This window comes from Dactylosporangium sp. NPDC050688 (genome assembly GCF_040654515.1).
In the GTDB taxonomy this organism is placed as follows: Bacteria; Actinomycetota; Actinomycetes; order Mycobacteriales; family Micromonosporaceae; genus Dactylosporangium.
In genome coordinates this window covers 1-10,373 of sequence record NZ_JBFAIC010000138.1, presented here as the reverse complement: position 1 = coordinate 10,373, position 10,373 = coordinate 1, and the positions used below count along the sequence as shown (strand labels likewise).

General features: G+C 71.7%; 10 protein-coding genes and 2 pseudogenes. 5 read left to right on the top strand and 7 right to left on the bottom strand.

Features of this window, described 5'->3' with window-relative positions; genetic code table 11:
* From AB0H83_RS50975 to AB0H83_RS50950, 6 genes and pseudogenes are all read right to left on the bottom strand, one after another.
* Window positions 1-428 (bottom strand): annotated as a pseudogene (locus tag AB0H83_RS50975) (histidine kinase); the annotation flags it as partial.
* Between the two features lie 98 nt (window positions 429-526).
* Window positions 527-1,366, bottom strand: a pseudogene (locus AB0H83_RS50970) (potassium-transporting ATPase subunit C); the annotation flags it as partial.
* Window positions 1,366-3,465 carry a potassium-transporting ATPase subunit KdpB gene (kdpB, locus tag AB0H83_RS50965; RefSeq protein ID WP_360111026.1) on the bottom strand — a complete coding sequence of 700 codons (2,100 nt, stop codon included), beginning with the start codon at window positions 3,463-3,465 and terminating at the stop codon, window positions 1,366-1,368. The gene kdpB and the pseudogene AB0H83_RS50970, both read right to left, overlap by 1 nt.
* Window positions 3,462-5,123 (bottom strand): potassium-transporting ATPase subunit KdpA, encoded by a 1,662-nt coding sequence (gene kdpA, locus AB0H83_RS50960; RefSeq protein WP_360111023.1) that lies wholly within the window; start codon window positions 5,121-5,123, stop codon window positions 3,462-3,464. The genes kdpB and kdpA overlap by 4 nt, the downstream gene beginning before the upstream one ends.
* Entirely contained in the window at window positions 5,123-5,212 is a 90-nt protein-coding gene (gene kdpF / locus AB0H83_RS50955) for a K(+)-transporting ATPase subunit F (protein WP_360111020.1), read from the bottom strand. The genes kdpA and kdpF overlap by 1 nt, the downstream gene beginning before the upstream one ends.
* A 213-nt stretch (window positions 5,213-5,425) precedes the next feature.
* A complete protein-coding gene (locus tag AB0H83_RS50950; RefSeq protein WP_360111017.1) occupies window positions 5,426-5,776 on the bottom strand; it encodes a hypothetical protein in 351 nt (116 codons plus the stop codon).
* A 256-nt stretch (window positions 5,777-6,032) separates the two neighbouring features.
* On the opposite strand from AB0H83_RS50950, the gene AB0H83_RS50945 reads away from it, so the two are divergent.
* The gene (locus AB0H83_RS50945; RefSeq protein ID WP_360111014.1) at window positions 6,033-6,425 is read left to right on the top strand and encodes a VOC family protein; all 393 of its coding nucleotides are present in this window, start codon (window positions 6,033-6,035) and stop codon (window positions 6,423-6,425) included.
* A 27-nt stretch (window positions 6,426-6,452) separates the two neighbouring features.
* Window positions 6,453-6,887, top strand: coding sequence for a YdeI/OmpD-associated family protein (locus AB0H83_RS50940; RefSeq protein WP_360111011.1), 435 nt, complete (start codon window positions 6,453-6,455; stop codon window positions 6,885-6,887).
* Between the two features lie 248 nt (window positions 6,888-7,135).
* Here the strand turns inward: AB0H83_RS50940 and AB0H83_RS50935 are convergent, their stop codons facing one another.
* Complete coding sequence (locus tag AB0H83_RS50935; RefSeq protein WP_360111008.1) at window positions 7,136-8,386, bottom strand: metal-dependent hydrolase; 1,251 nt, start codon at window positions 8,384-8,386, stop codon at window positions 7,136-7,138.
* A gap of 119 nt (window positions 8,387-8,505) precedes the next feature.
* Here AB0H83_RS50935 and AB0H83_RS50930 point away from each other — a divergent pair, with 119 nt between their 5' ends.
* From AB0H83_RS50930 to AB0H83_RS50920, 3 genes are all read left to right on the top strand, one after another.
* Window positions 8,506-8,940 carry a siderophore-interacting protein gene (locus AB0H83_RS50930; RefSeq protein ID WP_360111005.1) on the top strand — a complete coding sequence of 145 codons (435 nt, stop codon included), beginning with the start codon at window positions 8,506-8,508 and terminating at the stop codon, window positions 8,938-8,940.
* Window positions 8,941-9,022: 82 nt separating this feature from the next.
* Entirely contained in the window at window positions 9,023-9,148 is a 126-nt protein-coding gene (locus tag AB0H83_RS50925; protein WP_360111002.1) for a hypothetical protein, read from the top strand.
* A 125-nt stretch (window positions 9,149-9,273) separates the two neighbouring features.
* Window positions 9,274-10,373: M28 family metallopeptidase (locus AB0H83_RS50920; RefSeq protein ID WP_360110999.1), on the top strand; the 1,100-nt coding region annotated here is incomplete at its 3' end.

Here is a 10,373-nt window from a genome sequence, read left to right as displayed (position 1 = left end):
TGCGGCACGCCGGTGATCTGCTCCACGACGTCGTTGAGCGACTCGAGGTGCTGGATGTTGACGGTGGTGAGCACGGTGATGCCGGCGTCGAGCAGGGTCTCGATGTCGTGGATCCGTTTGGCGTGCCGGCTGCCGGGGACGTTGGTGTGGGCGAGTTCGTCCACGACGACGACCTCGGGCCGGCGGGCCAGGACCGCGTCGAGGTCCATCTCGGTGAACTCGGCGCCCCGATACGTCATCGTCCTGCGCGGGACGACCTCCAGGCCGGACAGCATCGCCTCGGTGAACGGCCGGCCGTGGGTCTCGACGAACCCGACGACCACGTCGGTGCCGCGCTGCCTGCGGCGGCGGCCCTCTTCGAGCATCTTGTAGGTCTTGCCGACGCCGGGCGCGGCGCCGAGGTAGACCCGCAGTTGTCCGCGCGCCATCGCTGCACCGCGCTTTCTCCGCCGCCGGGCGGGTGGTGGCCGGCCCGCCGCTGGAGGGGCGGCGGGCCGGCCGATGGTCAGCCGCGAACCGGGTGGGCGGCGTCGAGGGCGAGGTTGAGTTGCAGGACGTTGACGCCGGGTTCGCCGATGAAGCCGAGCAGCCGTCCGGTGGTGTACCGGTCGACCAGCCGTTGTACGTCGGCGGGTGGCATGCCGCGGGCGGCGGCGACCCTGGGGGTCTGCAGGCGGGCGTAGGCGACGCTGATGTGCGGGTCGAGGCCGCTGCCGCTGGCGGTGACCGCGTCGGCGGGGACAGCGGGCCGGTCGGGTGCGTCGCCTCTGACCGGGGTGATCACGCCCGTGCTGTAGTCCTCGCCGGGGGTGGCGAGCTCGACCTTGACGCCGCCGTAGGTGGTGATGAAAGGTCCGGCCGGGCCTGTCTCGTTGAGGCTCACCGCGCGGGTGACGGGGCCGGTGGCGCCGTCGCGGTGGTACACGGCCAGGACCGCGCCGACCCCTCCGGGTGTGCAGTAGGGGCGGGCGCCGTCGACGCCTTCCAGTTCGCCGACGGCCTTGCTGCGGGCGCAGACCTGGGTGAGCAGGCTGGGTTTGTCCGGGGTGTCGACGATGTTCTCGGGGCCGAGGTTGCTCGCCGACGTCGATGTCGGGTCGTAGCCGGCGCCGGCCGCGGACGGCCGGGACTGGAAGTACTGCTTGAGCGGGCGACCGTCGGCGTCGGTGAAGGACTGGCCGATGAGGCGGCTGCCGACCGTCGTGCCGTCCCGGGACACGAGTGAGCCGTCGGCCCGGCCGGACAGGCCGGGGAGCCGGCCGGCGCCGACCAGCAGCAGCGGGTAGACCACGCCGAGCAGGAGGGTCAGCAGGAGCAGGGCGCGCAGCGCGGCGAGGTGCTGGCTGAGCCAGGCTGGAAGTCGCATCAGGAGATCCCGGGGACGAACTGGATGATGAGGTCGATGAGTTTGATGCCGAGGAACGGCACGACGACGCCGCCGGCGCCGTAGAGCAGGAGGTTGCGGCGCAGCATCGACGCGGCGGAGCCGGGCCGGTACCGCACGCCGCGCAGGGCGAGGGGGATGAGCGCGACGATGACGAGGGCGTTGAAGATGACGGCGGACAGGATCGCCGACGTCGGTGAGTCCAGGCGCATGATGTTGAGCCGGTCCAGGCCGGGGTAGATGGCGGCGAACATGGCCGGGATGATCGCGAAGTATTTGGCGATGTCGTTGGCGATGGAGAACGTGGTCAGGGCGCCGCGGGTGATGAGCAGTTGCTTGCCGATCTCGACGATCTCGATGAGTTTGGTGGGGTCGGAGTCGAGGTCGACCATGTTGCCGGCTTCTTTCGCCGCCGAGGTGCCGGTGTTCATGGCGACGCCGACGTCGGCCTGGGCGAGGGCGGGGGCGTCGTTGGTGCCGTCGCCGGTCATCGCGACGAGCCGGCCGCCCTGCTGTTCGCGTTTGATGAGAGCCAGCTTGTCCTCGGGGGTGGCCTCGGCGAGGAAGTCGTCGACCCCGGCCTCCTTGGCGATGGCGGCGGCCGTGAGCGGGTTGTCGCCGGTGATCATGACGGTGCGGATGCCCATGCGGCGCATCTCGTCGAAGCGTTCCCGCATGCCGTGTTTGACGACGTCCTTGAGGTGGATGACGCCGAGCGCCCGAGCGGGTTGCCCGCCGACGCGTTCGGCCACGACGAGCGGCGTGCCGCCGGCGCCGGAGATCGCGTCGACGATCGCGCCGACGTCGTTCGTGGGGTGGCCGCCGTGGTTGCGGACCCATTGCATGACGGCGGTCGCGGCGCCCTTGCGGATCTGCCGGTCGCCGATGTCGACGCCGGACATGCGGGTCTGCGCGGTGAACGGCACCCAGGTCGCGTCGTCGAGTTCGCCGGCGGTGCGTTCGCGCAGGCCGTGCGCGGTCTTGGCGTGCACGACGATGCTGCGGCCCTCGGGGGTCTCGTCGGCGAGGCTGGACAGCTGCGCGGCGTCGGCGAGGTCCTGTGCGGTCACGCCGTCGACGGCGACGAACTCGCCGGCCTGCCGGTTGCCCAGGGTGATGGTGCCGGTCTTGTCCAGCAGGAGGGTGTCGACGTCGCCGGCGGCCTCCACCGCGCGGCCGGACATGGCCAGGACGTTGCGTTGCACGAGCCGGTCCATGCCGGCGATGCCGATCGCGGACAGCAGCGCCCCGATCGTGGTCGGGATCAGGCACACCAGCAGCGACACCAGGACGATGCCGGTGACGCCGTCGCCGTTGAGCGCCAGGCTGTCCGGCGCGAACGCCTGGACACCCTTCGAGTAGATGGCGAGGGGCTGCAGGGTCGCCACGGCGAGCAGGAAGACGATCGTCAGCGACGCCAGCAGGATGTTCAGGGCGATCTCGTTCGGGGTCTTCTGCCGGTTGGCGCCCTCCACGAGGGCGATCATCCGGTCGATGAAGCTCTCGCCCGGCTTCTGCGTGATCCTCACGACGATCCGGTCGGACAGGACCTTCGTGCCGCCGGTGACGGCGCTGCGGTCGCCGCCGGACTCCCGGATGACGGGTGCGGACTCGCCGGTGATCGCGGACTCGTCGACGGAGGCGATGCCCTCGATGACGTCGCCGTCACCGGGGATCACCTGGCCGGCCTCCACGACCACGATGTCGCCCTGCTTGAGTTCGCTCGCCCTGATCGTCGTGCCGTCGCGCAGGTGCGCCATGGTGTCCTGCTTCGCCCGGCGCAGGGTCTCGGCCTGGGCCTTGCCCCGGCCCTCGGCGACGGCCTCGGCGAGGTTGGCGAAGACGACCGTGAGCCACAGCCAGGCGGTGATCGCCCAGGCGAACCCGCTGGGGTGCAGCACCGCCAGGACGGTGGTGAAGACGGAGCCGATCTCGACGATGAACATGACCGGGTTGCGCCACAGCGTGGCCGGGTTGAGCTTGCGCAGCGCGTCCGGGGTGGACTTCCACAGCTGCTTGGGATCGAGCAGTCCGCCGGCGATACGGCGGGCGTTGCCTTGAGCGGCGGTCAGGGTGGTCACCGGAGTCCTTCCGCGAGCGGTCCGAGGGCAAGGGCCGGCAGGTAGGTGAGGGCGACGACGATGAGCGTGACCGCGACGACCATGCCGATGAACAGGGGTTGGTACGTCCGCAGCGTCCCGGCCGACTGCGGCACGGGGGTCTGCCGGGCGAGGGAGCCGGCCAGGCCGAGGACGAGGATGATCGGCAGGAAGCGGCCGAGCATCATGCACAGCCCGAGAGCGGTGTTGTAGAACGTCGTGTTGACCGAGATGCCGGCGAACGCGGAGCCGTTGTTGTTCGACGCCGAGGTGAACGCGTACAGCACCTCCGACAGGCCGTGCGCGCCCGGGTTGGCCATCGAGGCGCGGGCGGTCGCCGAGCCCATCGCCACGGCGGTGCCGACGAGCACGAGGGCCGGCGTGGTGAGCAGGTAGAGCGACGCGAACTTGATCTCCCGGGCGCCGATCTTCTTGCCCAGGTACTCCGGGGTCCGCCCGACCATCAGCCCGGCCACGAACACGGTGACGACGGCGAGGATGAGCATGCCGTACAGGCCGGATCCGACGCCGCCGGGAGCGACCTCACCGAGCATCATGTTGAGCATCGGGACCATGCCGCCGAGCGCGGTGTACGAGTCGTGGAACGAGTTGACCGCACCCGTCGACGTGAGCGTGGTGACCGCGGCGAACGTCGCGGACTGGGACACCCCGAACCGGGTCTCGGTGCCCTCGGTCGCGGCACCGACCGCGTCCGGCACGGTCCCAGCCGGCGCGAGCTGCAGGGCATTGATCGCGATGACGCTGCCGATCGCGAGGATGGCCATGACCGCGGCGATGGCGAGGCCTTGGCGCTTGTCGCCGACCATGCGGCCGAAGACGCGGGGCAGGCTGAACGGGATGAGCAGGATCAGCAGCAGCTGGATCCAGTTGGTCCAGCCGGTCGGGTTCTCGAACGGGTGGGCGCTGTTGGCGTTGTAGAAGCCGCCGCCGTTGGTGCCCAGCTCCTTGATGACCTCCTGACCGGCGACCGGCCCGCCGGTGATCGTCTGGGTGCCGCCGGTCAGGGTGGTGACGGTGGTGCCGCCGCTGAGGTTCTGCACCACACCACCGGCGATGAACACCAGCGCGGCGAGCACCGCGACCGGCAGCAGGACCCGCACACAGATGCGCACCAGGTCGACCCAGAAGTTGCCCAGCCGGTCGGTCCCGGCGCGGGCGAACCCCCGCACCAGCGCGACCGCCACGGCGATGCCGACGGCCGCGGAGACGAAGTTCTGCACCGCCAGCCCGGCCATCTGCACCAGATGTCCCATCGTGGACTCACCGGAGTACGACTGCCAGTTGGTGTTCGTGACGAAACTGACCGCGGTGTTCCACGCCTGGTCCGGCTCGACCGGGCCGAAGCCGAGCGACAGCCACAGGTGGTGCTGGACACGCTGGAAGAGGTACAGCAACAGCAGGGACACGGCGGAGAACGCCAGCACGCTGCGGGCGTAGACCCCCCAGGACTGCTCACCGTCGGGATTGACCCCGACCGCCCGGTACAGCAGCCGCTCGGCACGGGTATGCCGCTGCGACGACACCACCCGGTACACGTGATCGCCGAACGGCTTGTGCACCAGCACCAGGGCGAGGATCAGCGAGGCGACGAAGACGACGCCCGCTTGTGCGGTGCTCATCAGAACTTCTCCGGGAAGAGTAGGGCGGTCACCAGGAACGCGGTCAGGACGACTGCGAGGACGAGACCGACGAGGTTCTCGGCGTTCACAGCCGCTCCACCGCCCGCACCGCCAGGCCGAGGACCGCGAACACCGCGATCGTCAGCAGTACGAACCACAGGTCAGCCACGAGGGATCTCCTCCTTGCAGGGACTGGTCAGCGGCGCGATGTCCGGCCGCATCGGAAGTGAAGCCCCGCCGGCCCGCCCTGCCCAGATCCGTTGACGAAATCCATACGCCCACGGCCGGTCCTTGACGGTTTCTTAACGCCGGAGCCGGCGCCGACCACAACCGAGGACGGCCGCGAGGCCGAGCGGGACCAGGTACGGCCAGGTGCCGTCACGCAGGGCGAGCTCGCCGAGGTCGTTGACCAGGAAGCCGACGAAGAGCAGCGCGGCGACACCGGTCACGCCCAGCACCGCCCTGAGGTCGGCCACCTTGCTCGCGTAGACGCCGATCGTGACCGCCATCACCGCCGCCCGGGCGGCGGTCTCACCGTCAGGAAAGAGCGCCCCGGCGACGACGGTGGTGGTCACCACCGCCGCGCAGCCGCCGGCGAGAGGCAGGCCGGTCGGTGTCTGCGGCCGGCCGCCGGAGCCCGTGGATCGCGTCACTGTCACAGCCCTTCGCGAGGCGGGCAACCGGACCGCCGCCGGCCGCCACCGCCAGCTCAACCGCCGCCGGCCGCGGCGAACAGTGCTCTTGACGAAACCCATACGCGGCCCCTGCGGGCCTCGTGCTTGCCCGCGCGGCTGTCACGTTTCGGCGTCGCGGCCGGTCATACCTCATGACCGGCAAGTCCGGTGTGACGGCGGCCCGGGCCGCGACGGGGCCGTCCGGCCAGCACATCGCAAGCACAAGGAGAGCACCATGTCACTGCCGATGAGCGCCATCATGCTCGGCGTCGAGGATCTGGACCGGGCGAAGCAGTTCTACGCCGAGGGACTCGGTTTCAAGATCGACAAGGACACCCGCAACTACGTCTCGTTCAACCTCGGCGAGGGGTCCCCGCAGCTGGCGCTCTACGAGTGGGAGGCCGCGGCGCAGGACGCCGGCGTCCCCTCGCAGGGATCCGGGTTCCGGGGCGCATCGTTCCACCTGAACCCGGACTCCAGGGATCTGGTGAACGAGACCATCCGTAACGCGGTCGCCGCCGGCGGTAGCGTGGTCAAGGAAGCCGCCGCCTCGCAGTGGGGCGGTTACTTCGGGTACTTCAGCGACCCGGACGGCTACCTGTGGAAGGTCGCCACGTATGGCGAGTGACCCCCGACGACCGGCAAGGAGCGCACCGTGAAGTTTCGGACCCTCGTCGAGCCGCCCGAGCCCATGCGGGGGCTGGAAGTCCCGGCCGAGGTGGTGGAGGCGCTCGGCGGAGGCGCGCGGCCGCCCGTGACGATCACGCTCAACGGGCACAGCTGGAAGAGCCGGGTCGCCATCATGCGCGGCCGCCACCTGCTCGGCCTGAGCAACGCCAACCGGCAGGCCGCCGGTGTCACGGTCGGCGACGAGGTGGAGGTCGAGCTGGAGCTGGACACCGAGCCCCGGGTCGTCGTCGAGCCGCCGGACTTCGCCGAGGCCCTGGACGCCGACCCGGCCGCCCGCGCCGCCTACGACAAGCTGGCGCACAGCCACAAGCGCGAGCACGTGCGGGCCATCGAGACCGCGAAACAACCGGAGACGCGCCGCCGGCGGATCGAGAAGGCCATCGCCACCCTGCGGGGCTGATCGCCGCGGCCCGCCGTCATCGGCCGGCTCGGCATCCCGCGCCGGTGCCTTGCGACGGCATGCCCGTGGGGGACCGGGGCCGGCTCCTCGCGGGCATGCCGTCGGTTCCGTGGTGAACGGTTGCCTGCCCGCGACACCATGGACGAGGCGTCCGCCGCGGCACGCACCTGCCCGCCGGGGCCGTCACGGCGCGGTTGCCTGCCGGGCCGGCCGCCGCGGCGACGGGCCCGCCGGGGCGGACCCGGTCATCATCGAGGTGTGCCGCCGGGCAACAGCTCCCGCCTGGGCGGCGTCCAGGGCGCGGGCAGGCGCGGGCACTCGTCGGCTGCGGGGCCGACCGCCACGTCGGCGAGGCCGGCTCCCGCCCCACGGTCGTAGCGCAGGTCCCCGGCGACCCAGCCGTCGCCGTCCGGCGCGGCCCACGGTGCCCGGGCGAACTGCAGCAGCGCGTCGACCGCGCAGTACTGCGAGGCGAGCGTCGCGAACAGGCCGGCGTCGAGGCTCAGCTCGCCGCGCCAGGCGATCTCGCCGGTGGGGGGCTGGTCGACCGGGACGAGCCGGGCGGTCGTCTCGTCGCCGGCGGGGTACAGCCGCGCGCACCGCTCGGCCGGGATCCAGCCCGGCGCCAGCGAGTGGAACGCCCGGCGCAGCACATACCGGTCAGGCGTGCGCTGCACCGCGATGACCTCACGGCAGACGGGGTTGGCCGGCATCGGGGTCAGCACGATGTCGAGGGTGCGGGCCGCCGGGAACCGCTCGGCGAGCAGCGCCTCGAGGCGGCGCTCGGCCGAGCGGGACGTGACCGCGAACGTCGCGGTGAGGACCAGCCAGGCGGCGACGCCGCCGGCGAGCGCGACCCGGGCGGAGGCGAAGCGGCCGAGGGCGGCGAGGCCGGCGGTGAGCAGCGTCAGCAGCGCCGCGAAGGACGCGGGCACGAAGCCGCTGAACCAGCTCAGGCCGAGCCCAGCCGCGAGTACCAGCGCGGTCAGCACCCGCAGCGTCCTGCCCGGCAGCACGAACAGCAGCACCGTCGCGCACGCCCACAGCAGTGGCTCGACGATGAAGACGGCGTCGCCGTAGAACCAGCGGTTGTCGAGCGGCCAGAACGGGTGGACGCCGTAACTGTTGGTGAAGTCCAGCCCGATGTGCAGCAGCGGCGCCAGGACCGCCAGCCCGGCGAGGAGCAGGAGGTCCGCCCGGAGCGGCGTGATCCTCCGATACCGCCACCAGAGCCGCACCGCCACGAACAGCAGCACCGCAAGGCCCAGCGCACCGACGACGGTGTGCGTGTGGCCGCGGTGGTGCAGCAGGTAGTCGGTCGTGGTGCCGGCCCAGCCGGTGTAGATGACGTCGGCGTCCGGGAGGTTCCCGCCGACCGCCATGACGCCGAGGACGACGCCGCGGCGCGCCCGGTCGCTGAGGACCGTCGAAGGCGGCACGGACCGGTGGACGGCCTCCCCGACCATGATGCTGATCAGCGTGTGGGTCACGTTGTCCATAGCCGGTGATCCTCTGCATGCGGGCGGCCGGCCGGGGGCCGGTTGGGGGTGCGCCAAGTCTTGCATCCCGGGCCGGCGGATGATCCAGTTCACCCCATGAACCGTCGTGTGAGGCAGCCATGACCGGACTCGCCCAGCGGCTGGCCGACCTCGCCGGCAGCGCCATGTTGGACACGGCCCTGGTCAGCGGGCTCACCCAGCTGCCCGCCGGGTTCGTCCAGGTCGAGCTGACGGCCGCGGCGTTCCGGAAGGTGACCTGGGTGCCCGGCGCGAAGCTGCAGCTGAGGCCGCGCCGCGGCGCGCTCGGCCTGCGGACCTACACACCCGTCAGCTGGGACGCCGGGCGCGGCGCGACGCGGCTCGTCGCGTACCCGCACGGCGACGGCCCGGCGGCGCACTGGTTCCGGCAGGCGGCGGCCGGTGACACGTGCGAGGTGTTCGGGCCCCGCCGCTCGATCGACCTGCGCGGGCCGGCCGGCCCCGTGGTGTTCGTCGGCGACGAGTCCAGCGTGTCACCGGCAGCGAACGGTCCACGTGCTTCCCGACGGCGGTGACCATCGCCAGCGCCTGGGACGAGGAGCTGGCGCAGCGGATCGGGCAGGCCCTCGCCGTGGAGCCCGCGCCCTCGGCGTCGACGTGGTGCTCGGGCCGGGCCTGAACATCAAGCGGCACCCGCTGTGCGGCCGCAACTTCGAGTACTTCTCCGAGGACCCGCTGCTCAGCGGCCGGCTCGCCGCGGCGGTGCGCCGGCGGGCGCGGTAGCGGGCCCGCGCCGAAGGCGTCCACCGCGGTATGTCCGAGCTGATATGCCCTCGATCACTTGTTGGCGGCATCGAAGTGTGCGAATCTCGCGCCACCTTCGTACCCTCCGATCGAGGAGCTCGTTTATGAGATCCCGCTCAGCGGCGCTGACACTGACCGTGTCCGCCACGCTCCTGCTCTTCGGCGCCGGCCTGGCGATCCCGGCCATCGCCGCGCCGGCGGTGGCCGCCAACCCGGCGCTCGCCGCGGCGCCGGACATCGCCGTCGCGAACGTGCAGGCCCACCTGGCCCAGTTCGGCACGATCGCGTCCAGCAACGGCGGCAACCGCCGCAGCGGCACCGCCGGCTACACCGCCTCGGTCGCCTACGTCAAGGGCAAGCTGCAGGCCGCCGGGTACACGGTGACCGAGCAGACGTGCACCAGCTGCACGTACCGGGCGAACAACCTCATCGCCGACTGGCCCGGCGGCCCGTCGGACCAGATCACCATGTTCGGCGCGCACCTGGACGGCGTGTCGGCCGGGCCCGGGATCAACGACAACGGCTCCGGCTCGGCGACGCTGCTGGAGAACGCGCTGGTCCTGGCGCAGCAGAACCCGGCGATGAGCCGGCACGTCCGGTTCGCCTGGTGGGCCGGTGAGGAGCAGGGCCTGCAGGGATCCGCGTTCTACGCCAACGCCCTGACCAGCACGCAGCGGTCGCAGATCAAGGCGTACTACAACTTCGACATGGTCGGCTCGACCAACGGCGGCTACTTCATCAACCACATCACGTCCGCCGCCGCCGCGCCGCTGAAGGCGTACTGGGACTCCCTGGGCCTGCAGCCGGAGGAGAACACCGAGGGCGCCGGCCGTTCCGACGACTACTCCTTCGAGCGTGTCGGCATCCCGACGTCCGGCTACGCCGCGGGCGCCAGCGCCAGGAAGACCTCCGCCCAGGCGGCGAAGTGGGGCGGCACCGCGAACAGCGCGTACGACCCCTGCTACCACCAGTCGTGCGACACGACCAGCAACGTCAGCGCGACGGTGCTCAACCGCAGCGCGGACGGCGTCGCCGCGACGATCTGGCAGACCTCGGTGTCCGGCACGACGACCCCGCCGCCGACCACCACCCCGCCGCCGACCGGTGGCACGTGCAGCGGCCAGAAGCTGCTCAACCCCGGCTTCGAGTCCGGCGCCACCTCCTGGACCGGCACCAGCGGCGCCATCGGCCAATGGGCCAGCCA

What these genes read in the sequence shown, in the direction of transcription:
- kdpA (WP_360111023.1), bottom strand. Translation starts at nt 5,123, where the DNA reads ATGAGCACCGCACAAGCGGGCGTCGTCTTCGTCGCCTCGCTGATCCTC.
- AB0H83_RS50945 (WP_360111014.1), top strand. Translation starts at nt 6,033, where the DNA reads ATGTCACTGCCGATGAGCGCCATCATGCTCGGCGTCGAGGATCTGGAC.
- AB0H83_RS50935 (WP_360111008.1), bottom strand. Translation starts at nt 8,386, where the DNA reads ATGGACAACGTGACCCACACGCTGATCAGCATCATGGTCGGGGAGGCC.
- AB0H83_RS50930 (WP_360111005.1), top strand. Translation starts at nt 8,506, where the DNA reads ATGACCGGACTCGCCCAGCGGCTGGCCGACCTCGCCGGCAGCGCCATG.